At 63.5% G+C, this 23,668-nt stretch carries 27 protein-coding genes; 12 read left to right on the forward strand and 15 right to left on the reverse strand.

What is annotated here, in order from left to right; all coding sequences use genetic code 11:
- Positions 1 to 7: 7 nt before the first annotated feature.
- Positions 8 to 1,801 carry an ABC transporter family substrate-binding protein gene (locus ACX80O_RS01175; RefSeq protein WP_459305435.1) on the reverse strand — a complete coding sequence of 598 codons (1,794 nt, stop codon included), beginning with the start codon at positions 1,799 to 1,801 and terminating at the stop codon, positions 8 to 10.
- 263 nt (positions 1,802 to 2,064) lie between these two features.
- Positions 2,065 to 3,789 (reverse strand): glycosyl hydrolase family 18 protein, encoded by a 1,725-nt coding sequence (locus ACX80O_RS01180; RefSeq protein WP_459332228.1) that lies wholly within the window; start codon positions 3,787 to 3,789, stop codon positions 2,065 to 2,067.
- A 123-nt stretch (positions 3,790 to 3,912) separates the two neighbouring features.
- On the opposite strand from ACX80O_RS01180, the gene ACX80O_RS01185 reads away from it, so the two are divergent.
- Positions 3,913 to 4,077: a hypothetical protein gene (locus ACX80O_RS01185; protein WP_459305433.1), complete on the forward strand. Its 165-nt coding sequence runs from the start codon at positions 3,913 to 3,915 to the stop codon at positions 4,075 to 4,077.
- A 32-nt stretch (positions 4,078 to 4,109) separates the two neighbouring features.
- Here ACX80O_RS01185 and ACX80O_RS01190 read toward each other — a convergent pair whose 3' ends face one another.
- The 7 genes from ACX80O_RS01190 to ychF form a co-directional block, all read right to left on the reverse strand.
- The gene (locus ACX80O_RS01190) at positions 4,110 to 4,448 is read right to left on the reverse strand and encodes a HepT-like ribonuclease domain-containing protein (protein ID WP_459332229.1); all 339 of its coding nucleotides are present in this window, start codon (positions 4,446 to 4,448) and stop codon (positions 4,110 to 4,112) included.
- 291 nt (positions 4,449 to 4,739) lie between these two features.
- Entirely contained in the window at positions 4,740 to 5,195 is a 456-nt protein-coding gene (locus ACX80O_RS01195) for a hypothetical protein (RefSeq protein ID WP_459332230.1), read from the reverse strand.
- On the reverse strand, positions 5,186 to 5,770 hold the full coding sequence (locus ACX80O_RS01200; protein ID WP_459332231.1) for a nucleotidyltransferase domain-containing protein: 585 nt from the start codon (positions 5,768 to 5,770) through the stop codon (positions 5,186 to 5,188). Before ACX80O_RS01200 ends, ACX80O_RS01195 begins: the two co-directional genes overlap by 10 nt.
- Before the next feature lie 184 nt (positions 5,771 to 5,954).
- Entirely contained in the window at positions 5,955 to 6,293 is a 339-nt protein-coding gene (locus tag ACX80O_RS01205; protein ID WP_459332232.1) for a HepT-like ribonuclease domain-containing protein, read from the reverse strand.
- Complete coding sequence (locus ACX80O_RS01210; RefSeq protein WP_459332233.1) at positions 6,290 to 6,592, reverse strand: nucleotidyltransferase family protein; 303 nt, start codon at positions 6,590 to 6,592, stop codon at positions 6,290 to 6,292. Before ACX80O_RS01210 ends, ACX80O_RS01205 begins: the two co-directional genes overlap by 4 nt.
- Positions 6,561 to 6,743, reverse strand: coding sequence for a type II toxin-antitoxin system RelB family anti-toxin (gene relB, locus ACX80O_RS01215; protein ID WP_459332234.1), 183 nt, complete (start codon positions 6,741 to 6,743; stop codon positions 6,561 to 6,563). Before relB ends, ACX80O_RS01210 begins: the two co-directional genes overlap by 32 nt.
- Positions 6,744 to 6,978: 235 nt before the next feature.
- Positions 6,979 to 8,064: a redox-regulated ATPase YchF gene (gene ychF / locus ACX80O_RS01220; RefSeq protein ID WP_459305426.1), complete on the reverse strand. Its 1,086-nt coding sequence runs from the start codon at positions 8,062 to 8,064 to the stop codon at positions 6,979 to 6,981.
- An 86-nt stretch (positions 8,065 to 8,150) separates the two neighbouring features.
- On the opposite strand from ychF, the gene ACX80O_RS01225 reads away from it, so the two are divergent.
- Positions 8,151 to 9,428 carry a DNA recombination protein RmuC gene (locus ACX80O_RS01225; RefSeq protein ID WP_459332235.1) on the forward strand — a complete coding sequence of 426 codons (1,278 nt, stop codon included), beginning with the start codon at positions 8,151 to 8,153 and terminating at the stop codon, positions 9,426 to 9,428.
- Between the two features lie 31 nt (positions 9,429 to 9,459).
- Here the strand turns inward: ACX80O_RS01225 and ACX80O_RS01230 are convergent, their stop codons facing one another.
- Both ACX80O_RS01230 and ACX80O_RS01235 read right to left on the reverse strand, forming a co-directional pair.
- Positions 9,460 to 10,545, reverse strand: a complete 1,086-nt coding sequence (locus tag ACX80O_RS01230; RefSeq protein WP_459305424.1) for a 4-hydroxy-3-methylbut-2-enyl diphosphate reductase — start codon at positions 10,543 to 10,545, stop codon at positions 9,460 to 9,462.
- A 62-nt stretch (positions 10,546 to 10,607) separates the two neighbouring features.
- Complete coding sequence (locus tag ACX80O_RS01235; RefSeq protein WP_459332236.1) at positions 10,608 to 11,477, reverse strand: hypothetical protein; 870 nt, start codon at positions 11,475 to 11,477, stop codon at positions 10,608 to 10,610.
- A 223-nt stretch (positions 11,478 to 11,700) separates the two neighbouring features.
- Between ACX80O_RS01235 and xseA the strand changes: the two genes are divergently transcribed.
- Positions 11,701 to 13,002, forward strand: a complete 1,302-nt coding sequence (gene xseA / locus ACX80O_RS01240) for an exodeoxyribonuclease VII large subunit (RefSeq protein WP_459305712.1) — start codon at positions 11,701 to 11,703, stop codon at positions 13,000 to 13,002.
- Complete coding sequence (locus ACX80O_RS01245; protein WP_459305422.1) at positions 12,999 to 13,250, forward strand: exodeoxyribonuclease VII small subunit; 252 nt, start codon at positions 12,999 to 13,001, stop codon at positions 13,248 to 13,250. The genes xseA and ACX80O_RS01245 overlap by 4 nt, the downstream gene beginning before the upstream one ends.
- 16 nt (positions 13,251 to 13,266) lie before the next feature.
- Here ACX80O_RS01245 and ACX80O_RS01250 read toward each other — a convergent pair whose 3' ends face one another.
- The 3 genes from ACX80O_RS01250 to ACX80O_RS01260 form a co-directional block, all read right to left on the reverse strand.
- Positions 13,267 to 14,121: a PPK2 family polyphosphate kinase gene (locus tag ACX80O_RS01250; RefSeq protein ID WP_459332237.1), complete on the reverse strand. Its 855-nt coding sequence runs from the start codon at positions 14,119 to 14,121 to the stop codon at positions 13,267 to 13,269.
- Positions 14,122 to 14,141: 20 nt separating this feature from the next.
- On the reverse strand, positions 14,142 to 15,359 hold the full coding sequence (locus tag ACX80O_RS01255) for a pyridoxal phosphate-dependent aminotransferase (RefSeq protein ID WP_459332238.1): 1,218 nt from the start codon (positions 15,357 to 15,359) through the stop codon (positions 14,142 to 14,144).
- A gap of 218 nt (positions 15,360 to 15,577) precedes the next feature.
- On the reverse strand, positions 15,578 to 16,009 hold the full coding sequence (locus ACX80O_RS01260; protein ID WP_459305419.1) for an NUDIX hydrolase: 432 nt from the start codon (positions 16,007 to 16,009) through the stop codon (positions 15,578 to 15,580).
- Positions 16,010 to 16,088: 79 nt separating this feature from the next.
- On the opposite strand from ACX80O_RS01260, the gene ACX80O_RS01265 reads away from it, so the two are divergent.
- Genes ACX80O_RS01265 through ACX80O_RS01275 form a run of 3 tightly spaced genes read left to right on the forward strand, consistent with a single transcriptional unit; the run spans position 16,089 to position 18,111 of the window.
- Positions 16,089 to 16,526, forward strand: a complete 438-nt coding sequence (locus ACX80O_RS01265; protein ID WP_459305418.1) for a MarR family winged helix-turn-helix transcriptional regulator — start codon at positions 16,089 to 16,091, stop codon at positions 16,524 to 16,526.
- A 15-nt stretch (positions 16,527 to 16,541) separates the two neighbouring features.
- A complete protein-coding gene (locus ACX80O_RS01270; protein WP_459332239.1) occupies positions 16,542 to 17,552 on the forward strand; it encodes a nitronate monooxygenase in 1,011 nt (336 codons plus the stop codon).
- Positions 17,553 to 17,595: 43 nt separating this feature from the next.
- A complete protein-coding gene (locus ACX80O_RS01275; RefSeq protein ID WP_459305710.1) occupies positions 17,596 to 18,111 on the forward strand; it encodes an Lrp/AsnC family transcriptional regulator in 516 nt (171 codons plus the stop codon).
- An 8-nt stretch (positions 18,112 to 18,119) separates the two neighbouring features.
- On the opposite strand, the gene ACX80O_RS01280 is transcribed toward ACX80O_RS01275, so the two are convergent.
- Complete coding sequence (locus tag ACX80O_RS01280; RefSeq protein ID WP_459332240.1) at positions 18,120 to 19,373, reverse strand: MFS transporter; 1,254 nt, start codon at positions 19,371 to 19,373, stop codon at positions 18,120 to 18,122.
- 137 nt (positions 19,374 to 19,510) lie between these two features.
- Here ACX80O_RS01280 and ACX80O_RS01285 point away from each other — a divergent pair, with 137 nt between their 5' ends.
- From ACX80O_RS01285 to ACX80O_RS01305, 5 genes are all read left to right on the forward strand, one after another.
- Positions 19,511 to 19,984, forward strand: coding sequence for an Lrp/AsnC family transcriptional regulator (locus ACX80O_RS01285; protein WP_459332241.1), 474 nt, complete (start codon positions 19,511 to 19,513; stop codon positions 19,982 to 19,984).
- 52 nt (positions 19,985 to 20,036) lie between these two features.
- Positions 20,037 to 20,546 carry a hypothetical protein gene (locus ACX80O_RS01290; protein ID WP_459332242.1) on the forward strand — a complete coding sequence of 170 codons (510 nt, stop codon included), beginning with the start codon at positions 20,037 to 20,039 and terminating at the stop codon, positions 20,544 to 20,546.
- Positions 20,547 to 20,808: 262 nt separating this feature from the next.
- The gene (locus ACX80O_RS01295; protein WP_459332243.1) at positions 20,809 to 22,206 is read left to right on the forward strand and encodes a sensor histidine kinase; all 1,398 of its coding nucleotides are present in this window, start codon (positions 20,809 to 20,811) and stop codon (positions 22,204 to 22,206) included.
- Positions 22,203 to 22,874, forward strand: coding sequence for a response regulator transcription factor (locus ACX80O_RS01300; RefSeq protein WP_459305412.1), 672 nt, complete (start codon positions 22,203 to 22,205; stop codon positions 22,872 to 22,874). Before ACX80O_RS01295 ends, ACX80O_RS01300 begins: the two co-directional genes overlap by 4 nt.
- 267 nt (positions 22,875 to 23,141) lie before the next feature.
- Positions 23,142 to 23,477 carry a hypothetical protein gene (locus ACX80O_RS01305; protein ID WP_459305411.1) on the forward strand — a complete coding sequence of 112 codons (336 nt, stop codon included), beginning with the start codon at positions 23,142 to 23,144 and terminating at the stop codon, positions 23,475 to 23,477.
- The last annotated feature ends 191 nt before the right edge of the window (positions 23,478 to 23,668 follow it).

Below are 23,668 nucleotides of genomic sequence, written 5' to 3' on the forward strand. Positions count from 1 at the left end.
TCCTGAGTTACTCAGCGACGGTCCATTCCCAGAAGTTCCACCAGATGCCCTCTTGAGTCGGGCTGAAGCCCGGGCCCTCGATGGTGTCTGATGCTGCGCTGATGCCGATGGACTGGAATAACGGCAGGCCGTAGCCGGTCTCGAATAAGCGGGTGTCAACGATGGTCTGAAGCTCCTGCTGTTCAGCTTCGTCGGTGGTGATGATCAACTCGTCCATGGCGGCCTGCGCCTCTTCATCGCAGAAGCCGTTGAAGTTGGAAGCGGAGTCACAACCATACAACTGGGGGACGCCGGTTACTCCGACCCCGGTGCTCACCCAGCCGAAGATCGTTGCATCGTAGGTTCCGGTACCTAGAGCTGAACCCCACTCGTTGCCGGGAAGTCCACCATCAATGACCTTGAAACCAGCCTGCGTGGCGCTCTCGGCGATCAGGGTGTAGGCATCAACGCGGTTCGGGTTCTCGGTGTTGTACATGATGCGTACTTCTGGGGTGGCGCCGTCGAGCAGTTCCATGGCTCCTTCAACGTCAACCTCGTCGTACTCAGCGGAGCCGTTTTCTGGGACTGCCGCCTCGTAGCCAGGGGTGCCGACGTCGAAGATGTTCGAATTCCGGTGGTCGGCCTCTGGGTCGAGCGCGGCGATGGTCGATTCGATAATCGCGTCACGTGGGATCGTCTTCATGAACGCCTTGCGGACGTTCTCGTCGGCGAAGACCCCGGAGTAGTTAAGGTCGAGGTGATCGAACGAGAGCTCGTCGCCTTCGAATATATTGATTCCCTCGATGGCCTCAAGCGAGGTCAGGGTGTCGGCCGACGCCTGCGGCTGGATGACGTCGACGTCACCATTCTGCAGACCCTGGACCTGTGCCGTGGCGTCACCGATGTATCGGATCGTGATCTCATCGAGCTGGGTTTCAGGGCCCCAGGCGTAATCTTCGTTCTTGACGAGGGTCATCGACTGGTCAGGAGTCATTGAGTCAACAATGTAGGGTCCGCTGGACAAGTACATCGCAGGATCGTCAGGAAGCGTTGTGGTGTCGAATCCGGTGTTCCAGATGTCGGCCACAGCCTGGATTTCGGGGCGATCCTGGGGATCCTCGGGATCGCCTTCCGGAGTGCTCTGGATTAGTTCGATCAGTGCGGCTTCGTCGGCCAGGCCAGCCTGGGTTGCCACGACGTGGGCTGGGGTATCCAGAATGCCATAGGCAATCTCCCAGTCGGCGTAGGGCTCCGTGTATTCGATGGTGATGGACATACCGTCTTCACTCAGCTCGGGGAGGAGTGAAAGATCGAGTCCGGCAGTACTAGCCGCCGAGAAGTACGTGGTACCGGTGGTTTCGTCTTCCTCGCCCCCTTCAACCGGTGCTTCATCGTCAAAGTACCCGGAACTGATGGCCCAGGAGAGCATCAAATCGCCACCATTGATGGGCTCACCGTCAGACCAGGCAACACCTTCGTTAACCGTATAGGTGACCGTCAAGGGATCTTCGGAAACAATCTCGTACGTTCCGAAGTCCTCGTTCCGGATCACTTCGAGCTGGTCATCGATGTAGTAGAAACCCGACTTGGTGAGGTAGCTGACCTTGCCGTTGATGTCTACGTTGCCAGTGGCACTGTCGGAGTTAAACGAGGTAAAGGGGTTCACCTCGGCTACGCTGACGATTCCACCAGAGGCGCCTGCATCGCCGCTCGCATCTGGGTCAGTATTGCCGTCGCCACTGTCAGTGCTGGCGCAGGCGCTGAGTGCGAGCGCAGCAATTGCCGCGACTCCCACAGCTTTGGAAGTACGTCCGAAACGCATTCCGCCTCCTATTTCATGTTCTAGGAAAGAGCCCAATGTGGTTTACAGAGAGCTGGCACGCCAACCTTCGTAGAGTGGCGTGCCTCACATGTGTAGAAGCCTAGGGGCTAATTGTTACAGGCAGGGGACGTGGAGCCCATCGCAACCGTGTTGTTACCGAGATGCAACCAAATTCATTTCCAGCTTCCGCACAGGCTTCTCCCAGCCCCAAAGACGCCGTGCTGTTTGGCCTCCTCGGCACGGCCCAGCCACTCTGCCGGCGGTTAACCGTTCGCCGGCGTCCATGGGCCCCACTGCTCAGCGCCAGGAATGTCACCTCTGGTCCACCACTGCGTCCGGTACACCTTGCCTTCGAAGGTCACACGACGTCCGTCGGTGTAGACCTCGTCTTTGCGCCATACGACGGGTTCTGCGGCAGCAGCCTCCTCGGCCGATAGAGAGGGTGCGGCAGTCGGAGCGGTTGACGCCGTTGCTTCCGGCGCCGTCATGCCGGATTCCGTAGCTGTTCCGCCTGGTGCCTTCGTCGCGGTGCTCGGTGGCTGGATCGCGGGCTCAGTCATCACCCGGTCGCGGGCCGGGCCTTCGGGGGCATCGCGCAGCTGATCGGACAACACGGCGAAGAGGGAGCCGTCCAGGTTCCCGGCGAGGTCCCACCACATTCCGCCACCGAGCCCCTTTTCCACAATGTAGTCGCTTTTCAGGCGCACGGTTTCGGGGTTGTCGTAGCTCCACCACTGATCGCCGTCGAACCGCCAGGCCGCCCCAAGGGTCGGATCGGTAAACTCCTCGCCGACCTCGAGCAATTCGTCGTAGTCCTCGAGGCCTGGCTCTTCGCCACCCGGCGCGGGTCCCGAGGCTCTACTCCACGACTCCGCTGAGGTAGCACCCAGCCAGCCCCTGCCGAAGGCCGCGAGACCAAGCCCAAGCTGTGCGGGATCGATTCCGGCATCGAGATAGGCACTCACAGTCCGGTCGACCGAGAAACTTTCGCCCTCCTCGCGTGGATCTTCCGGGTCGCCGAAGAGGTTGCCCTGGTGGCCGGTGAGGCCTGGCTCCCACGTTCCCCACAAGTCGTAGCCCTGGATGTTTCCGAAGTCGAGGTACTCAAACAGTGCGGGGTCGTTCCAGCCGCCGGCTTCGATGACCACCGGATTTGCGGGAAGGAAGGCGCTCAGAGAGTAGGAGGCTCCGGTGCTGGCGCCGTGGGTGTCGAGTTGCTCCCGGAACTCCTGCAGCAGGAGACGGAAGTTCTCGGCGTCGTTCTCGGCGTCCACACCGTTTCCCTCAAGCCCTTTGTCGGTACCCGGCCACTCCCAATCGATGTCGATGCCGTCGAAGATACCGGCCGCAGCCCCGTCCCCTCCCCTGCCCTCGATCACCGGAAGGTTTCCCTTGATATACAGGTCGATGCAGGACGCGACGAGCGCCTTGCGGGATTCGTCGGTTGCCGCGGCGCGGGAAAAGTTCTTCGACCAGGTCCACCCGCCGATGGAGATCACCGCTCGCAGCCCCGGGTTGGCTGCCTTCAGCTGCCGGAGCTGGTTGAAGGATCCGGCCAGCGGCTGCTCCGCTGTGTCGGCGATGCCGGCGATGGAGCCGGCGGCGTCGTAGGCCATGCCGTAGTCAGCCCAGGCGTCGGAAGCGCCGTCGGAGCCGTCCGGACCACTTCCCTGGGCCTGGTTCGCCTCGAAACACGTCAGCGTCTCGTGGTGGATGTTGCCGAAGGCGTAGTTGATGTGGCTCAGGTTTCGAGCAGCGCCCGAATCCTGAAGAGTCTTCATAGAGTACTGACGCCCATAGACTCCCCACTGGGGGAAGTAGCCAACGCTGCGGTAACCGTTGATGCTGGCTGGAGTGGTGGCGGGATCGCCGGAACTCGTCTCCCCCGACGAGTCCTGGACGGAACAGGAAGCGATGCCGCTGATTCCCAGCAGGGCCACTACGGTCACGACGCCGATCCGCAACAGACGCGGGCGCACTCGTTTCATTCTTTCCTCCGGCATGGACGCGAACACCGGCAGACAGCGGCTCCTCTAGGCTACGGTAGAACGCTTGCCCAGACGTTGAAGCGTGTTCCTACGCCAAGGACTCGCCCGGAAGAGAGAGACCTGTTGAACAAGAAGCTCATAAAACTGATCCCACTGCTCGTCATTGCTATTGGCATTCTGGTGTCGGCGGGACTGTATACGGCGCTTATAACCACCAACTGCGGCACCGGCGGCGTCGCGGAACTCATCAATGATTTCCGGGATTTCCACAGTCAAGACGGATGCTGAGCCGGCGCAACCTCTCCCCCCGACTCGCGGACTCACTCTGCTGACAGCGACTGGATATATCTGCCAATCACCGGTAGATCGACGACCATCGTGTCCCAGACCGCGCCGTAGTCAGTTCCCTCGTAGTGATGCGCCAGGCGGTCCCGCATCCGCTTGATCAATGACCATGGCACTTCGGGACGCCGGTCGGTCGTGGCGTCGCTCAAACGAGCCACATTCTCACCAATCTTAATGATCAGTGACTCTGCCGCCAGGCCCGGAACGTTGTCGGGGTCCCCGAGGTACCACTCGTCGCCGCGTACCACGATACTCGCGCCGACGCCACCCAGTCGGATGATCTCCCGCAGCGCTGCGTCATCCCAATTATTCATACCGCGACAGCCGTCGCGGAGATCTCATGATCGGCACGCAGAACGCCGTCCGTCACCACATCGACCTCGACGCCTAGCTGTATTGACCTTAGAGGTTGGTATAACTAGCCGTCCAAGGACTTCCGGGGCCAGTGAAGTGCCATGCCCCCGGTGCACCCCATTCGTGTCCCAAATTGTATGCGGCACTTAGCAGGGTGCGAGGACCCGCACGAACGGGCCTATCAACGCGTCACCCAAGAGCAATAAGGTCTTGCACGGCCTTCACTCCAAGGATCTTTGCGGACTGCCAGGTCACGACGAGATCCCTCTGGTGAGGGCGGCGTCGAACAGCGTTCGAGCGACCTGCTCGGCCTTCCCCGTCGCCGCGGCACCGACCGGCTTCGCCTCGTAGCGGTCTTGGTTGCGAGCACGTCGCAGACGGTCGAACTCTCGTGCCGCCCTGTCCGCCGGAGGTGTGTCCAGAACCGCGCAAATATCGGCCGAGCGCTCGTGCTGGCCGGGCCCATTGGTGGTCCGGAAGCCGTAGGCCGCAAGCAATGCCTCGCCCGTGTCGTGACAGGCGTCGTAGGCAATGCCGTATCTGACGACGACACTGGTGAGCAGCGGCAGTTGGTTCAGGCGCTCTTCGGCCTGACGAAGAAACGCGGTCGCACGCGCGAAGTCCGCGGGCACGACGTCGAGACGTCGCGCCTCGACCAACGCGAGGACCGTAGCCTGCTGGACGCGGGTGAGCGGATTCAGCGCCACGGCAGTTCCCCGATCACGGCGACCATCGAGCCGCGGCGCACGTTGTCGAGGAAGGCGGAGGGCGCGGCGAACTCCCCAGGAGTGAGGATCGTCGGGTTCACGGGACGGTGCACCGCGGCCTCGGTCCGGGCGCACGCCTCGTACACCGCTTCCACGTTGGGCTCACCGAGCACCATGACGTCGATATCGTGCGGTGCGGGACCGGTTTCTCCTCGCATCCGCGCGGCGAAAGAGCCATAGAGGAACGCCGACTCGATCCCATCGATACGGGAGAACTCCTCGGCAAGGATCACCACGGGGCCGGTCGCGACCATGAGGATCTTGCGCAACGGGTCCACCAGCGGGCTCTCGTGGTTGGCGCGGATGAGCCTCGTGCGGCCCACATATCTCTCGCTCAGGATGCCTGCGTCCGCCAGCCGCGCCACCTCGCGGTGCGCGGTCGGGTAGGCCAGGCTGGCCCGATTGGCCAGATCGGTGACGCTCAGTTCGTCGCCAGTAAGCAACAAGGTGGAGAGCATGCGGGCTTGTCCGTCCGACCGGAAGATCGGAGCGAGAAGCGGCGCCTCTGTTCTCATATAATTGATATTATCCTCCATTATATTGACCGTCAACGTCTCGGCGCCAAGTCCTCGTTCGGAACGCCGGCCTCGCCATGCAGCGAGTGCTTCCCCGGCCGACTTGTCAGCTCTCCACGCATCGGATCGCGGACGTCCTCGTGCTGCGAACGCGTATCGCCGCGAACGCTCGGGCCTCGCGGTCTCACTCTGCTGACAGCGACTGGATATATCTGCCAATCACCGGTAGATCGACGATCATCGTGGCCCAGACCGCGCCGTAGTCAGTTCCCTCGTAGTGATGCGCCAGGCGGTCCCGCATCCGCTTGATCAATGACCATGGCACTTCGGGACGCCGGTCGGTCGTGGCGTCGCTCAAACGAGCCACATTCTCACCAATCTTGATGATCAGTGACTCTGCCGCCAGGCCCGGAACGTAGTCGGGGTCCCCGAGGTACCACTCGTCGCCGCGTGCCACGATACTCGCGCCGACGCCACCCAGTCGGATGATCTCCGTCAGAGCCGCGTCATCCCGCTTGTTCATACCGCGACAGCCGTCGCCAAGATCTCATGATCGGCACGCAGACCGCCGTCCGTCACCACATCGACCTCAACACCGAGCAACTCGCTCGCGTCAGCAGCGAACGCCGCGACCTTAAGCAACCCGGTGCCGGGCGATCGGGTGACCAAGATGTCCAGATCGCTGCCGCAACTGTCTGTGCCGCGCGCCGCCGAGCCGAAGACACGGACATTGTCGAAGCCATACCGGCCCGCAAGGCTGACAAGGTCGGCACGGCGCGCAGCGAGCGCATCATGAGGCAGCGGCGGTCCGGAGGCGCTCAAGCATCTTGACCGAGACGCTGCGCCGCCCTGCCTCATAGGCGGCAACATTCGGCTGAGCAACCCCGGATCGTCGGGCAAGCTCTGCCTGGCTGAGGCCGGCAGCCTCTCGAAGCGCTCGAACTGGATTCACCATGATCGAATTATCTCGCATGATATGACTCTAGCGACAGCTAGACCGATTTGGACGCAACCGGTCACCTGAGCGCAGCCATCACCCTGAGAGTCACGAACAAGCACTTCGGTCCGGCTATCGCCCTCGTTCGTTCGGGCCCATCATTGCTCTCGCCCCCACGAAATTGATTTGCATTCTGTCCCCGAGCTCCACGCGTCACCATTGCTCGCAGCGTCGGGAAGTCCACTTGGCTTAGACAGTGAACCGGAATCAACTAGACATTAAATCTAAACTCCACCACGTCGCCGTCGGCCATGACGTACTCCTTACCCTCAATCCGGACCTTGCCTCGCGACTTGGCCTCGGCCATCGACCCGGCGTCGACGAGGTCGGAGAAGGAGACCACCTCGGCTTTGATGAAGCCGCGCTGGAAGTCGGTGTGGATGACACCGGCCGCCTCCGGTGCGGTGGCCCCCTTGGTGATGGTCCAGGCCCTGGTCTCTTTGGGCCCCGCTGTCAGATAGGTCTGCAGTCCCAGGGTGTGGAAGCCGACGTGCGCCAGCTGATCGAGTCCGGATTCGCTCTGCCCATTCATCTCGAGCATTTCGCGGGCTTCCTCCTCGTCGAGCTCCACGAGATCGGATTCAAGCTTGGCGTCGAGGAAAATGCAATCAGCGGGGGCAACAAGGTCGCGGAGCTCGGCCTGGCGTTTCTCGTTGCCCAGCACCGAGTCGTCGGCGTTGAAGACGTAGATGAAGGGCTTCGCGGTGAGTAGGCTCAGCTCCCGAAGGTGCTCCATTTCCAGTTTGTCGCTGGCCACTGAGGCGAAAATGGTGTCACCGCGTTCGAGCACCGACTGTGCCGCAACCATGGCGGCCAGCTGCGCAGGTTCGCGCTTCTTGATCTTGACTTCCTTCTCAACCCTGGGAATTGCTTTCTCAAGGGTCTGGAGGTCAGCGAGGATCAGTTCCGTGTTGATGGTTTCCATATCGGAGCGGGCATCGACCTTGCCGTCGACGTGGATGACGTCCGGATCGTCGAAGACCCGGATGACCTGGGCGATGGCCTCAGCCTCGCGGATGTTTGCCAGGAACTGGTTGCCCAGCCCCTCCCCCTCCGACGCACCCTTGACGATCCCGGCGATGTCCACAAACGAAACAGTCGCTGGCAGGATCCGCTGCGACCCGAAAATCCCCGCCAGCTGCCCCAGCCTGGCATCAGGCAGGCTGACCACCCCCACATTGGGTTCAATGGTCGCGAACGGATAGTTAGCCGCGAGCACGTTGTTGCGAGTGAGCGCATTAAAGAGAGTTGATTTGCCGACGTTGGGCAGTCCGACGATGCCGATAGTAAGAGCCACGGGAATAGAGTCTACCGTTTGCCCCCGCTTCCACCGCGCCGCCGGCGGTCAACCAAAATGTCGGTGGGGACTGACATGGTGGTGCCATGGACGGATTCATTGTGGTTGTGGTTATTTTGGCAGTTCTCATTGGTGGCATTCTTGGTGCTGCGGGCATGGCGTGGACTGCACGGCCGAGAGTTCAGCGCCTGACTGAAGAACTGGACGACGTCGGCGAACGGCTGGGCAGCGCCAGCGCAGCGTTGGCCACCGCCTCAGCAGAGAATCGGATGCTCGGGACGCAGAATCGCGAGCTCACGAATCGCTCAGCTGGTGACCAGTCGGTGCTGCGCGCCCTTGCTCCGGTCGCGGACAAGCTGAATCATCTGCAATCCCAGGTCGGGATACTGGAACGCGATCGGGTTGAGCAGTTCGGACAGCTTGCCGAGCAGCTACGCGAGGCACGGCACTCCGACGCGCAGCTTCTGTCCACCACGCATTCGCTTACCGCTGCGCTGCGGAGCAACAGTGCACGTGGACAATGGGGCGAGGTGCAGTTGCGGCGGGTCGTCGAGGCGGCCGGGATGCTGCCTCGCGTCGATTTTCTTGAGCAGGCCACCATCACGCTCAACACGGGCGCCAAGGAGACGTCCGCCCGGCCGGACATGGTCGTGCAACTACCGGGAGGGAAGCAGTTGGTGGTGGACGCGAAGGTGCCGTTGGCTGCCTTCCTCGACGCTCAGGAACTCCCCGAGGGACCCGAACAGGCGGAAAGCGGTGCCCTCAACCGGCGGGAGGCGTTGCTGCAGCAACACGCCAAGGCCCTGCGGGCCCACATCGATGCGCTGGCCCGGAAAAGGTACTGGCAGGGCGTCGACAACACCCCCGAGCTGGTGGTGTGCTTCATCCCCGTGGAGTCGGTGCTGTCCTCGGCCCTGCGCGCCGACCCGGGGCTCCTCGACTACGCCTTCACCCGCAACGTTGCCCTGGCATCGCCGGTGTCCCTCCTGACCATTCTCAAAGGTGCGGCCTACAGCTGGCGCCAGGATGTCCTGACCGAGAACGCCAAGGAGCTATTCGAGCTGTCCCGGCAACTTTATGACCGGCTCGGCACCATGGGGGAGCACGTGACGAAGCTGGGGAACTCTCTCAAGACCTCAGTGGAGAAATACAACTCGTTCGTCGGGACGCTGGAATCCAGGGTCTTGCCGACAGCCCGGCGGATCAACGAGTTCGACTCCGCGTCGCTTGCCTCGGCTCACCCGTCTGAGAAGTCAAGCCAGCTGCGCGTGCCGCCGGTGGAGTCAACCCCCCGGCTGCTCAGCGCGGCCGAGCTGCTTGACCAGGAAGACGAGGATTCCGACGACGACCGGCGCAGCGCCTGAGCTGACGGTCGACGTCGTAATCAGCCGTCTGTCAGCTCTGGGGGCGGGGGCCCCTACCCCCGACGCCGCTGGTGGAGTCCCCCATGGCTTTCAACGCGGCACGGATTTCCTTGGGCAGGGAAAAAATGATGTCTTCCTCCGCCGTCACCACCTCCTCGACGTCGCCGTACCCGTAGTCGGCGAGGAGGCGGAGCACATCCTGGACCAGGTTCTCGGGAACCGACGCACCAGAAGTCACGCCAATCGTTGCGACACCTTCGAACCAGCTCTCGTCCACCTCGTTGGCGAAATCGACCCGGTACGAGGCTTTGGCGCCGTATTCGAGCGCCACCTCGACCAACCGAACGGAGTTGGATGAGTTGGCCGACCCCACAACGATCACCAGGTCGGAACTTGGAGAGATCTTTTTGATCGCTGCCTGGCGGTTGGACGTGGCGTAACAAATATCGTCGCTCGGCGGGTCCTGCAGGGTAGGGAAGCGTTCCTTGAGAAGGTTGACCGTCAACATCGTTTCATCCACACTGAGCGTCGTTTGCGACAGCCAGATCACTCTGTCAGGATCACGCACCGTCACCTTGTCCACGTCCTCGGGACCGTTGACGATTTGGATGTGCTCGGGCGCTTCACCGGCGGTCCCTTCGACTTCCTCGTGGCCTTCGTGGCCGATCAGGAGAATGTCGAAGTCGTCCCTCGCGAACCGGACTGCTTCCTTGTGGACCTTGGTGACCAGTGGGCAGGTAGCGTCGATGGTCCTCAGGCCGCGGTCCGCTGCGGACTGGATAACTGCCGGTGACACGCCGTGAGCCGAGAAGACCACGAGGGCACCCTCGGGTACTTCGTCATTTTCCTCGACGAAGATTGCTCCTTTTTCCTCCAGCGTGGTGACCACATGAAGGTTGTGGACAATCTGCTTGCGCACGTACACGGGAGCACCGTAATGCTCCAGCGCCTTCTCGACGGCAATCACTGCCCGGTCCACCCCGGCACAATAGCCGCGGGGAGCGGCGAGCAGAACCTTACGCCCACCGAGGACGGGCTGCGCTGCGTTAATCTCCGCGGGCGAGCGCCGCCTTCGAGGCACAGAAGGCATGGGCACTGAAACTGCTGTGCTGGTCATCCTCCAATGCTAACGGCTGGAAGCCGTGCACCCCGAGGCGTCCGATGGCGATCCGCTCAGAGCTAAGCTGCCCTCGTCCTCAGTCCGCCACCCACGAGCCGTGCGGCGATGCCGATCACCAGCAGTACCACCCCGACGCCGACCACGGCCAGACTGAGCGGCTCCCCGTTCGCCATCGACCTGGCCACCAGACCATCCTGAAAAAGCCCGGAAATTGAATCGTCGGGGCTTACGCTTCCCGCCCGCAGCCGATCCAGAATGTCAGGCAACGCCCGGACGCCAGCCCAATACAGCCCACCAAGCGCTACCGTCCCGAGACCGAGGAGGGCAAGGGTAGTGCCGCGCCGTCGCGCGAGTACCAGCGAGAGCAGGGCACTCACCCCTGCCCCGATCGCCAGCATCGGCCACAGGCCGGCGACCGCGGTCAGTTGGCCCAGGGATTCCTGGTGCGCCGGCGACCCGATCTCCACGAGGGTCTGTTCCGGCGCTGGTACTTCCACACCAAACCCCGAGCCCACCTCCTGAATGACGAGTGCAACCACCGGCGCGAGGTCAAGCCTCAGCGGCTGAGGCGACTGCACCCCCGTGGAGAGGGTGGCATCAGTGGGGAAGCTCAGGTCGTGGGACAGGCGCAGCGTCTCGTCCCACGCTGCGGGATAGTCGGGCAGCGCTGCAACGTTAGCTGCTGCATCAGCTATCAGCGGCTCAACAATTCCTACAACTGCTGGAGGAAGGCCAGCACTCGCTGTTGCTTCGGCAGCCAACGCCGAGGTCAGCTGGCCCTGAAAATTAGGATCAGCTCCGAGCGGCCCCGCCAATTCGACGAAACCTCCCACCTCGACAATATTTCTGTCGATCCAGGCGCCCGGTAGGGCAACCCCGGCCAGCACGAGTGCAATCAGCGCAAAGAACGCTGAACCAAATGTCCGCATAGTTAGTCCCCGACTCATTGTGAAAGAAGTATCGATTATGCCCTCACCCACTGGACTATTCCTCCACATTGGACCCGTGTGGACCCAGCGGGGGGCGCAAGCTGATAAACATTAAGGGAACACGGCGAGCTCGCGACGCCGTGTTCCCACCACAAGTTGGGAGTGTCACCTGATGAACGACGACGGCGCAGCGCAGCCACGCCACGCGCCCACCGGTGGGCACATGCAGGATCAGGACCCGGTCGCAGCGGACCAGGCCCAGCCCACCACGCTTCCGGCCACTGCTGCCGAAACGACCGCTGAGCGCCCCTGGCCACTTCACCTCCTCTCCGAGAAGCTGAAGGCCCATCTTGAGCGCGCCCCCGCCGCCTGGGTGGAGGGTCAGGTCATCGAGGTGAACCGCAGATCCACTATGTGTTTCGTGACGCTGCGTGATGTTGATGCCGAGGTCTCGCTGCCATTGACGATCCGAGCCAGCGTGCTTTCCCGCCTTGAGCTTCCCCTTGAGCATGGTTCTCGGGTGGTCGCCCAGCTGAAGCCCGACTTCTGGCTCAAAACCGGACGCCTGTCCATGCAGGCCTGGCAGGTCCGGCAGGTGGGTCTGGGAGACCTGCTGGCGCGCATCGAACGGCTGCGACAGTCCCTCGCCGCCGAGGGATTGTTCGCCGCACGGCTGCGCAAGCCCCTGCCACTCCTCCCCCACCGGATCGGCTTAATCACCGGACGGGATTCCGACGCCATGAAAGACGTCCTCCGCAATGCCAGTCTCCGCTGGCCGGCAGTTGAGTTCGAGATCCGGGAAGTGGCGGTGCAGGGGGTGGGCTGCGTGGGCCAGGTGACAGCGGCTCTGGCCGAACTGGACGCCCTGCCCACGGTCGACGTCATCATCATCACCCGTGGCGGCGGCTCGCTGGAGGACCTGCTGCCGTTCAGCAGCGAAGAGATGGTTCGTGCTGTCGCCGCTGCGCGTACCCCCGTGGTCAGCGCCATCGGGCATGAGGCAGACCGGCCCTTGATCGATGAGGCGGCTGACCTCCGGGCGTCCACCCCCACCGATGCCGCCAAGCGGGTAGTCCCCGACGTCGCTGAGGAGCTCCAGCGGATCCGGCAGTCCCGCGGGCAGTTGTCGCGGGCCGTCGGCACCCTCATCTCGCGGGAAACGGAGCGCCTGACCCAGCTGCGCTCCCGGCCCGTGCTGTCACAGCCGGAGGGAATGGTGTCGGTACGGGTGGACGACGTCGAACGGTTGAGGGGGCGTACGCGCCTCGCCGTCACATCGGCGGTCGCCCGCGACGTCGACCGGGTGCACCACTTGCGCACCCAGATCCGGTCGTTGTCGCCCCAAAACACCCTCGACCGCGGGTACGCGGTCGTCCAGTTGGAGGGCGGCTCCATTGCCCGGGACGCCGCCGACGCACCGGCTGGGGCGCTCCTGAAGATCCGCTTGGCACGCGGGGAACTCGCCGCCACGGCGCTCGCTGCCACTTACGACGCCAGGTCCACCCACCCAAAGGAAAACCCATGAGCCAGCCCACCGCACCCATGACCGGAGATCAGGCAGCAGAACAGGACGTCAGCGGGCTGTCCTACGAGCAGGCGCGGGAGCAACTGCTCTCGGTGGTCAGCCAACTCGAAGCCGGCGGCGTGACCCTGGAACGTTCCCTGGCCCTGTGGGAACGCGGTGAAGCGCTGGCAGACCACTGCGAATCGTGGCTGGAGGGCGCCAAAAAGCGTCTCGCCGCGGCGCGTGACAAAGCCGAACAGACCGGCTGACCCTCTCAGAGAGCGGTCAGGACTGGGCCAGCCTTGCTCTTTCGGCCTCGACGTCGAAAGCCGCTGGCGGCCAACTGAGCTGCATGTCCTGGAGCGCGTCGATGATCAGCTGTTGCACAGCGATGCGGGCGTACCATTTTCGGTCCGCTGGGACTACATACCACGGCGCGTCAGTGGTCGCAGTGCGTTCGATAGCCAGCTGGTAGGCCGTCTGGTATTCGGCCCACAGTTCGCGCTCGTCGAGGTCGCCGGTGTTGTACTTCCAGTGCTTGTCCTCACGCTCAAGCCGGTCGGTCAGCCGTTTCTTCTGCTCCTCCGGGCTGATATGGAGCATGACCTTGATGATGCGGGTTCCTGCGGCGACCAGGGACGCTTCGAAGTCGCGGATGGCGCCGTACCGTTCCTCGATCACCGCTGGCTCGGCGAGTCCGCGCACGCGCTGGATGAGGACATCCTCGTAATGAGACCGGTCGAAGACACCGATCATCCCAGCCCCGGGGAGTTGCTTCTTGATGCGCCAGAGGAATTCGTGGCGTTTCTCGGCAGCAGTGGGTGCCTTAAACGCGTAATGCTTGACGCCCTGTGGATCGACCGCGCCGACCACATGGTGGACGATCCCACCTTTTCCCGCAGTATCCATCGCCTGCAGAACCACCAACAGCGAAATCTCGCTGCCAAACCTGCTTTCGGCAAACAGTTTCGTCTGCAGTTCCGAGAGCTGGGCGCGTTCCTCGGCCAGCTTGATCTGGCCCATCTTCTTGCCCCCCGAAAAGCCGGGGGTCGACCGGGGCTGGATCGACGCGAGATCTACATCCGGCCCAGCGAGCAGTGCCTCGGTGGGGCTGGTGGTGAATGCTGAAGTAGACGGCATGGTGTCCTTCCAGGCGCGCTTTAGGGCTTGTAGGTGCTGAGGAATTCGGCGAGCCTACCGATGGCGTCCTCAAGGTCGTCGACGTTGGGCAGGGTAACCATCCGGAAATGGTCAGGGTTGATCCAGTTGAAGGCCCTGCCGTGGGAGATCAGGATCTTCTGCTGCTTCAGCAAGTCGAGGGCAAACTGCTCGTCGTCCTTGATCGGGTACATGTCCGGGTCGAGACGGGGGAACAGGTACAGTGCTCCCTGCGCCAGTTCGCAGCTCACCCCCGGAATCTCGTTCAACAGCTGGTGGGCCCTGTCCCGCTGCTGTTTCAGCCGACCCCCGGGCAGGATCAAATCGTTGATACTCTGGTGCCCGCCCAACGCCGTCTGGATCGCGTGCTGGGCCGGAACATTGGCGCACAACCTCATATTGGCCAGCAGGTTGATTCCCTCGATGTAATCAGCTGCCTGGTGCTTGGGTCCGGTGATGGCCATCCAGCCACTTCGGAATCCAGCGATCCTGTAAGCCTTCGACAGCCCACTGTAAGTGAGGCACAGGACGTCGTCCCCGGTGACAGTTGCCGCGTTGATGTGCACAGCGTCGTCGTACAGGATCTTCTCGTAGATTTCGTCGGCGAAGATGATGAGACCGTGCTCGCGGGCCAGGTTCACCATGCCGTCAATGATGGATCGGGGATAGACAGCACCCGTGGGGTTATTGGGGTTGATGAGCACAATACCCTTGGTGCGGCTGGTGATCTTGGCCGCGAGATCCTCCAGGTCGGGCCACCAATGGTTGTCCTCATCGCACAGATAGTGCACGGCAGTGCCACCGGCCAGGGACACCGACGCCGTCCACAGCGGGTAGTCCGGCGCCGGGACCAACACCTCGTCGCCGTTGTTCAACAGGGCCTGCAGGGAGAGGGTTATCAGCTCGCTGACCCCGTTGCCGAGGTAGACGTCGTCGACACCCATGTGGGTGAGGCCTCGGCCCTGGTAGTACTGCACCACAGCGGTCCTGGCGGAAAAGATCCCGCGGGAATCACTGTACCCCTGGGCCTTGGGTAGGTGGCGGATCATATCCACCAGAATGGCTTCGGGAGCCTCGAACCCGAACGGTGCGGGATTGCCGATGTTCAGTTTCAGGATCCGGTGCCCCTCCGCCTCCATGAACTTGGCGTGATCGAGCAGCGGCCCCCTGATGTCGTAGAGAACGTTTCGGAGCTTGGTTGACTGCTTGAATTCTGCCATTTACACAGGATGCCACAGCCGGGCGGCGGGAGAGGTGATCGGCGCCCAGCCGCACGCCGCCGCCCGCTTTCGTTACGGCTACCGGAGACGCTCTGGATCACCGCAACACGGACAGTCTGGGCATCAACACCTGACGACGGTGGGGCGATCCCGCCGGTGAAGTGAGAGCTGATCCGCCCGGTAAAGCCGTACTGCTGGAGTATCTCCACTGCTGATCCTTAGTGGTGATTCCCCATCACCAGGGCAATGTCGACCAGTCCCACCCGGTCAAGGTCCGGCAGCTCCGCGAGGTCAACCCAGGCAGCCCGGTCGGTGGATCCGTTGGCCTCGTGGCGGAGGAAACCTTGGACAGTGTGCGCCCGATAGACAACCCGCAAGGCGTGCAGGGGCCGAGTGGAATCGCTTAGCCGCTCGGACGCTGGGATGTGCAGGCTGTCGATTCCCAGCAGTTCATCGAGGTCTGCGGTGTACCCGGTTTCCTCGAAAATCTCCCGGACCGCCGCGGCGGGCGCATCCTCGCCGAGTTCGAGTCCGCCCCCGGGGAGCGTCCAGCCGGTAGCACCCGATTCGTTCCAGTGCGCCAGGAGGATCTTGCCGTCGTTGATGATCAGCCCGTAGGCTCCGACCCTTGTGTCCCAGGCAGCAGTCATGGCGCCTAGTCTAGCCAGCCGGCCAGGCAGCCGGAACCCAGGCTTGACCTGGCACCGGAAAAGTTAACTACTTAACGGTATGGATCTTCGACAATCGACAGTCTTCAAGCTCCACCGGGCGACAATCCTGGTGAATAAGGTGTCGGATGAATACCTCGCCGCCCACCACGGAATCCGCTATGCACCCTTCCTGGTCTTGCTTGCCGTCCGCATCGCCGGCCCCTCCCCACAGCAGGCTATCGCCCGGTCGCTCGACGTGAGCCGGGCCTCGGTCACCCAACGCGTCCATCAGCTGAAGCGGCTTGGTCTGGTGGATGTCACGATTAGCGCCCAGGATCAGCGGGCCAACGTGGTCGCACTGACGATCCCCGGCCGACGCCTGACCGATGCTGCCTGGCATGGTTTGGAAGCAACACTGGACGGCGTCGACGATGGTGTCGACGACGCCGGACTCAGGCGCCAGCTCGACCTTCTGATTGCCAACTGCACGGCGGCGCTCGATGACCAAGCCAACTAAGCAAAGGATCCGCTGATGTTCCCCTCTCCCATCATCGTCGCACCCATGGCCGGCGGGGCATCCACCCCGGCACTGGTAACCGCGGCGGCGCGGGCCGGCGGCCTCGGCTTCCTGGCTGCCGGGTACAAATCGGCGGACGGCATGCGCTCGGAGATTGCCGCGGTCCGGGCCGGCGGCTTACCGTTCGGGGTCAATCTCTTCGTGCCGGGCCCTCCGGCCAGCAACAGTGAAGAGCTATTGGCCTACCGGGACACCCTGAGCGCGCTCGCGGACCACTATGGGGTGGCCCTCCCCGAGCCCCGCTACGACGACGACGCCTGGGACTCCAAGATCGACTCACTGCTGGCCGAGCCGGTGCCCTTCGTGAGCCTGACATTCGGCCTTCCGGACCGCTCGGTGATTAGGGCGCTCCAGGACCGTGGCACGGTGGTGATCGCGACAGTGACCCGCCTTCGGGAGCTTCTTATCGCCCAGGACCACGCGGTGGACGCCGCCGTCATCCAGCATGACTCGGCAGGGGGCCATAGCGCCGTGTTCGACGCCGGCGCTGCGGCGGGCGGATCCGCCGTCGACGCCGCAGCCCTGACGGCCGACCTCATTCCGCACGCGACCGTCCCGCTCATAGCTGCGGGCGGATTGACTGGTGGCACGGATATCCGGCGGGTGCTCGCGGCCGGGGCCACCGCGGTGCAGTTGGGCACGCTGTTTGTGCGCACGCATGAAAGCGGCGCCCGTCAGGCGCATAAGGATGCACTCGGGTCTCCGGCCTTCACCCGGACCGTGATGACCCGGGCGTTCAGTGGTCGTCCGGCACGGGGCCTGGAGAACCGATTCATCAGGGAGCACCGCGATGCCCCGCTGGGATACCCCGAGCTGCACCACGTGACGGCGCCCCTGCGGGCCGCGGCGGCTGCGATGAGCGATCCCGGTGGCATGGCGCTGTGGGCGGGCACCGGGTATCGCGCTGCCTCCTCGATCGGGGCAGCCGATCTGGTTGGCCTCCTGTTGACTGGTCTGGACCGCTAGGGTGGAGGTCAACCGCCGTCGTTCACAAGGAAGTGGCTTGCCCATGGCCGAAGACGCCGCACCCGAGTCACTTGCCCCCGCCGCGCGGGGAAGAGACGCCCTGGTGCTCGATCAAACCGACCAGCAGATTTTGAGGGAACTGGTCGCTGACGCCAGGATGACCAACGCGCAACTTGCCGAACGGATCGGAGTAGCCCCCTCCACCGCCCTCCTGCGGACCCGGGCCCTGGTGGAGCGAGGCGTCATCAGCGGGTACCATGCACAGCTCGACTTCGCGGCGGTAGGCCGGGCAGTGCAGGCGATGGTCTCGGTACAGCTCAAGGGCCACAACCGCGAAGAGATTGATCGGTTCACGGCGCGTGTTCCGAATCTGCCCGAGGTGGTGTCCACCTTCCATGTCGCAGGATCGGTGGACTATCTGTTGCATCTCGCCGTGCCCAGCACCGATGTCCTCAGGGACTGGGTCCTGGATCATTTGACAACCGATCCGGTCGTGGGACACACCGAGACCACCCTCGTGTTCAATCACTTGCCCGGCAACACCGGGGTGCTTCCGTAACCGACTGTCTACGCAGCGCCCACCGCGGAGGAACCGCTCGTGCGGCGCAGGCTTACCGCCGACAGCGTCAGTGCCGCGAGCGCTATCAGGGCGGCGAATCCTGTCACCGAATGATCGAGTCCCCACACCTGCGCCGCCACTCCCAGGCCAACTACCGGGAGGGCGCTTCCCAGATAGGTCAGGACATACAGGGTGCTGATGATCTGGGCGTGCTGCGATGCCTCCACCTGCAGGGATACCTCGTTGAAGACCACCCGAAACGCCACGCCCTGACCCGCGCCAGCGGCGAGGCACACCAGTACCAGGAGCGGCACGCTATTGAGGGCGCCGGCTACTGGGATCAGCGCGACCGCCACGCCCAGCAACCCCAGCCCCCACCCCACGACGTGCCGACCCCGGATCCTCATCAATTGACTGAGCGCTGACGCGGTCAGGACCAGAGCCGCCAACAATCCGATCAACGGACGGGAATCGACCCCGGCTAGTGAGGCAAAGTAGGTGGGAGCAAGGCTGAGAGTGAATCCAAAGACGGCGAAGCTGAGAAACCCTACCGCTGAGGCGGTCCAGAAGGCCCGCCTCGCTGCCCTCGATACCGCTGGACGGCGTGGTCTCAACACGCTGAGCCGGGAAACCTCAGTGGCGGAGTGGATGGCCGACCGGGCCTTCAGCGTCAGGAGGGGAATCAGGAGCACCAGCAGCACTGCCGAATACAGGGTGAAGGGTGTACGTGTGGGGTCCGGCAGGAGGGACAGCAGGCCCCCAATGACGGGGCCTGCTGCCACACCGCCAGCTGAGGCCAGGAGCGTGAACCGGGAGGCCCAGTCCGGCCGATGCGGCAGTAGGTCACGCAGCGCAGCCGAACTGGCCCCCGTAGCCAAAGCCACCGATGCACCCTGCAGGCAGCGTCCCAGCACGAGTGTGGGTAACGAGGAAGCGGCACCGAAAACGCTGGCACCAGCAAACCCGATCAGGATGGCGAGCACCAGGGCAGCGCGCCGACCGACATGATCCGACCAGTGACCCACCAGGAGTAGCCCAACCACTAGCGTGACTACATAGGCAGAAAAGGCCACGGTGACCTCCAGCGGCGAAATCCCGAGTTCGAGCTGCAGCAGTGGGTAAAGCGGAGTTGCAAGGTTCGCACCGATCAACAGCGTCGAGATCACCACCGCGGCAAGTACAAGCCGGCTCCTCACCGACGCATCCCAGCCCCAGCGCGCCTGGTCGGACGGCTTCATCCGCAGCTCGCTGAGCACACTCACGCTGACTCCAGACAGTAGAACAAACAGCACATATCCCCTACATTCTGGAACCTGACGGATCATTGGGGAAATCTGAGACAGTAAACTTGGATGTAATTGTCAATTTCCGGCCGTGATGTTGAAGGGAAGTGCTCGCAATGAGCAAATTGGACCGCGTCGACATCCGGCTCCTCCTGGAGCTGGTCCGCGATCCGCGGGCTCAGATCGGTGAACTCAGCGACCACCTTGGGGTGGCCCGCAACACCGCCCAGTCGCGCATTCGACGGCTGCTCCGCTCCGGGACGCTCCGGTCGGGCGGCAGGGAACTCGATCTTGAGGCCCTCCACTACGACGTCGCCGCTTTCGTGACCATTGAGGTGGCACACCGCGAGCTCGACGGCGTCATAGCGGGCCTGCGCCGCCTCCATCAGGTGCTTGAGGTGCATGAGATTTCGGGGAGGGGCGATATCTGGTGCCGGGTGGCAGCAACTGACACCCACCACCTGCAATCAGCGCTGCGATCAATTCTTCGCATCAAGGGTGTCATCCGGACCGAAACGGTCCTAGCATTGCACGAGCACATCCCGTATCGGACTGAACCCCTGCTGCGGACCCTCGCCGAGGAACCGTAAGCCTCGGCCCAGCTCTCATGTGCGTCTCATCTATTGGGAGGATACTGGGATAATGAAGTCCTCAGTGCTCCCCGCCTGGTTGGTAGGTGTGGTCTGCGCTGGCGGCTTGATGGCTGCTGGCGCCGGGCTGGTCGGCTCCCTGAACGATCCCGTTCCCGAAGACCTGGGATCGTCGGTGGTCGAAATCACCCCTTCCACCCCGCGACCTGCGCCAACCACCCAGACGCAGACATCGTCACCGTCCCAGTCGCCATCGCCGTCGGGCACCGCAGGAGCAGAGGACGACGGCACTGAGCCCGATCCGGTTCCGCCACCAACATCAGACGCCCCCGCACCCCCGGAGGTCGTGCCGGCCCCACTCCCCGTTCCCGGCGGCGGTGATGACGGCCCCAACGAGCTCCTGGATGGCGGAGGCCTCGACGACAGCTGGGATGACAGTGGCGGGGTCGACGGCGGCGGGGTCGACGGCGGTGGTGGCGACGGCGACGGTGGCGACGACAGCGACGGTGGCGACGACGACGGCGGGGTCGACGACGACGGTGGTGGCGACGGGGATGACTAGGCCGTCGAATAGCCCGGGCTCGGACGTGCTTCGACCTTCCCCCCGCAACCGCCATAATCAGTCACCCCAGAGTCCGGCCGGTCTGCCGCGACCCCCATCCGAGGCTCTTAGCCGGACCCTTGCCAAGGGGATAGATCAGCCGCCGACACCCGGGCACGGGGACACCGCGGCACCCCCTCCACAACGGGGGCGACGCACCTGGGCCCGGATCATCTCAGCACTGCGGGGCTATTGGACGGTCAGAACCCGCGTACTTGGGGCGGTGCTTGCGTTGTCTGCCCTGGGGTTGCTGGTGGCGGGGTCCGCTGCGTACGCGCTGCAGCGCAGCGATATCAACGCCGACATGGACGACTCGCTGGAACGCAACTTTCTCGAGTTCGAATCCCTCCTCGATACCGGCATTGACCCGACCACGCGAGAAGACTTTACCGAGGCTGAAGAGCTCATCTTCATTGCCATGCAGCGCACCCTCCCATCGCCCACCGAAGGCATGCTGGGGATGCGGAACGGTGGAGCGGTGCTGCTGGCCAACCCTGCAGTGCAGCTTCGGTTGGAAGATGATCAGGAACTGGTCGACTACGTGGCAACACAGGCGGACCTGTCACGGGTGAGTGTCTCAAGCATTTCGACGGCGGAGACCACCTACCGTGCGTTAATCGTCCCCATCCAGTTGTCGGCTGATTCCTCCCCCAGCCAGTATGTCCTGGCCTTCGATGCGAGGGCCGAGCACGGGCAACTCAACCAGACCTTCGCAACCTTCGCCCTGATCAGTTTCGGAACGCTGGTCTTCATTGGTGTGGTTGGCTGGCTGTTGGTCGGCAACCTTCTCCTGCCGATCCGGCTGCTGCGTGACACTGCCCAACGCATCGGGGATTCGGACCTGTCCGAACGGATACCCGTGTCGGGCAATGACGACCTGTCGGACCTCACTCGGACCGTCAACGCCATGCTGGAACGGCTGGAAGGATCTTTCACGTCACAGCGCCAACTGCTCGACGACGTCGGCCACGAACTGCGAACACCCATCACCATCGTGCAGGGACACCTCGAGTTACAGGACTCCGACGATCCCGCCGACGTCGCCATGGTGCGCGGGATCGCGTTGGATGAGTTGGATCGGATGCGACTCCTGGTGCATGATCTGGTCACCCTCGCCGGCATCACCCGGCCCGGGTTTGTGCGGCAGGAGCAGGTGGCTGTCGGGCGTTTGACCGACGAGATCCTGGATAAGGCGCGCCCGCTGGGATCCCGTCGCTGGACCATCGATGCCCGGGCCGAATCCTCCTGCCTGCTCGACTCCCGACGGATTACCCAGGCGTGGTTGCAGCTTGTGGTCAACGCCGTGAAATTCTCGGATGCCGGATCAACCATTGCGGTGGGCTCACGACTGGACTACAACGGGCTGGCACTCTGGGTACGGGATGAGGGAATCGGAGTTCCGGCGGAGGATCAAAAGCGCATTTTCGAACGGTTCGCGCGGGGCGCGCACGGCCGCCGTACCGAAGGTTCAGGCCTTGGTCTGACGATTGTCAGTGCCATTGTCGGCGCCCACGGTGGTACGGTTCGCCTGGAATCCGCCCGCGGCAGCGGGTCCACCTTCACCATGGTGCTGCCGCTCGATCAGCGGGCGGCAGACAAATCAGAGGAAGTAAGAGATTGAGCCAGATCCTAATTGTCGAGGATGAGGACCGCATCAGTTCGTTTGTTGCGAAAGGACTCCGGTCAGCAGGATACGCGCCAACTGTCGCCGACAACGGGAGAGATGGCTATCACCTTGCCCAGACCGGGGATTTTGAGCTGATCGTGCTCGACCTGGGATTACCCGATCAGGATGGGTTCACCGTGTTGCGGCGCCTGAGGGAATCCAGGAACACCACCCCGGTCATTATTCTGTCCGCAAGGAGCTCAATCGACGACACCGTTGCGGGACTGGAGGGTGGCGCCGACGACTACATGGCCAAACCATTCCGGTTTGAGGAATTGCTCGCCCGGGTACGCCTTCGGCTGCGCCAGGAGACGACCACCGCCGACAGTTCGGTGTTGACCCATCAGGACCTGCAGCTCGATCTCAGGACCCGTCGCGCCGCGGTCGGCGGCAAGGAAGTCGACCTGTCGGCACGCGAGTTTTCCCTCGCCGAGGCATTTCTCCGCAATCCTGGCCAGGTGCTGAGCCGCGAACAGCTGCTCTCCCGAGTCTGGGGCTACGATTTCGATCCGGGTTCCAACGTGGTGGACGTGTATGTTCGCTATCTTCGGAACAAGCTCGGTGCGCAACGCTTTACGACTGTCCGCGGGATGGGATACCGGCTCACCTCGGACGAGTCCTGAAGGGTCCCTAACGCGGGAACAGCGGCGGCGGGACCAGACACGCCGGGGCCGCCGCCGCCAACACCACTTCCCTGCGCCTCACAGGTCGGTGGTGTTGGAACTCCGGAATGCTAGGGGAACACCCCGGAGTCCCGGCCAAGGGAGCTGGTTCCACACACCGTGGACCAGCCCTGTGATCGAGTCAGCCTCCGCTTGAGGCGCTGGGGGCAGACACGCCGCTGGAACCCGAATCGGCTGCGCCTCCTGCCCCGTCCGAGGGGGGAACCGGTGCTGGGGCCGGAACCACTACCGGTGCTGGGGCTGGTCCTGGGACTGGTATGGGGACCTGGACGGGCGCTGGTGCTGGGACCGGCGCTGGTCCCAGCGCTGGTGCTGGGACCGGCGCTGGTGCTGGCGTTGGTGACATCGTGGGTGGCACCGATGACGCGCTGTCGGCGGTTGGCGCCGGAGCTTCTGGAGAGCGAGGCGAGGGAGATGGCGATGGCGAGGGGTCAGGGTCCGCACTATCTAGGATGGTGGCTTCGCTGCCGGCGCCGTCGCCGGGCTGACGATCCTCGCGGGACACCGCATCGCCGCCAGATTTACCGACGTCGGTTCGGTTAATGCTGGAGCCAAGGTCCATGGGGTCGTGCGTACTGTCAGCAACTGCGACTCCCAGACCGAGTGCCATCACGCTCAGGGAGCCGGTGGCGATCCAGATGTTTCGCTTTTGCATGGTTAGGTCCTTTCACAGTCCGCGGTGAGGCTATGCACATCACTGTGCACGGCGATTGTGAGACGGAAAGGAGCTGATC

It is taken from the genome of Arthrobacter glycogeni (genome assembly GCF_054511155.1).

Excerpts from the sequence above, each read along its gene's own strand:
- ACX80O_RS01270 (WP_459332239.1), top strand. The coding sequence starts at position 16,542 with ATGTTCCCCTCTCCCATCATCGTCGCACCCATGGCCGGCGGGGCATCC.
- ACX80O_RS01245 (WP_459305422.1), top strand. The coding sequence starts at position 12,999 with ATGAGCCAGCCCACCGCACCCATGACCGGAGATCAGGCAGCAGAACAG.
- ACX80O_RS01260 (WP_459305419.1), bottom strand. The coding sequence starts at position 16,009 with ATGACTGCTGCCTGGGACACAAGGGTCGGAGCCTACGGGCTGATCATC.
- ACX80O_RS01250 (WP_459332237.1), bottom strand. The coding sequence starts at position 14,121 with ATGCCGTCTACTTCAGCATTCACCACCAGCCCCACCGAGGCACTGCTC.
- ACX80O_RS01265 (WP_459305418.1), top strand. The coding sequence starts at position 16,089 with ATGGATCTTCGACAATCGACAGTCTTCAAGCTCCACCGGGCGACAATC.
- ACX80O_RS01290 (WP_459332242.1), top strand. The coding sequence starts at position 20,037 with ATGAAGTCCTCAGTGCTCCCCGCCTGGTTGGTAGGTGTGGTCTGCGCT.
- xseA (WP_459305712.1), top strand. The coding sequence starts at position 11,701 with ATGCAGGATCAGGACCCGGTCGCAGCGGACCAGGCCCAGCCCACCACG.
- relB (WP_459332234.1), bottom strand. The coding sequence starts at position 6,743 with ATGCGAGATAATTCGATCATGGTGAATCCAGTTCGAGCGCTTCGAGAG.
- ACX80O_RS01205 (WP_459332232.1), bottom strand. The coding sequence starts at position 6,293 with ATGAACAAGCGGGATGACGCGGCTCTGACGGAGATCATCCGACTGGGT.
- ACX80O_RS01255 (WP_459332238.1), bottom strand. The coding sequence starts at position 15,359 with ATGGCAGAATTCAAGCAGTCAACCAAGCTCCGAAACGTTCTCTACGAC.
- ACX80O_RS01230 (WP_459305424.1), bottom strand. The coding sequence starts at position 10,545 with ATGACCAGCACAGCAGTTTCAGTGCCCATGCCTTCTGTGCCTCGAAGG.
- ACX80O_RS01200 (WP_459332231.1), bottom strand. The coding sequence starts at position 5,770 with ATGAGAACAGAGGCGCCGCTTCTCGCTCCGATCTTCCGGTCGGACGGA.
- ACX80O_RS01175 (WP_459305435.1), bottom strand. The coding sequence starts at position 1,801 with ATGCGTTTCGGACGTACTTCCAAAGCTGTGGGAGTCGCGGCAATTGCT.
- ACX80O_RS01190 (WP_459332229.1), bottom strand. The coding sequence starts at position 4,448 with ATGAATAATTGGGATGACGCAGCGCTGCGGGAGATCATCCGACTGGGT.
- ACX80O_RS01225 (WP_459332235.1), top strand. The coding sequence starts at position 8,151 with ATGGACGGATTCATTGTGGTTGTGGTTATTTTGGCAGTTCTCATTGGT.
- ACX80O_RS01285 (WP_459332241.1), top strand. The coding sequence starts at position 19,511 with ATGAGCAAATTGGACCGCGTCGACATCCGGCTCCTCCTGGAGCTGGTC.
- ACX80O_RS01235 (WP_459332236.1), bottom strand. The coding sequence starts at position 11,477 with ATGCGGACATTTGGTTCAGCGTTCTTTGCGCTGATTGCACTCGTGCTG.
- ACX80O_RS01275 (WP_459305710.1), top strand. The coding sequence starts at position 17,596 with ATGGCCGAAGACGCCGCACCCGAGTCACTTGCCCCCGCCGCGCGGGGA.
- ACX80O_RS01180 (WP_459332228.1), bottom strand. The coding sequence starts at position 3,789 with ATGAAACGAGTGCGCCCGCGTCTGTTGCGGATCGGCGTCGTGACCGTA.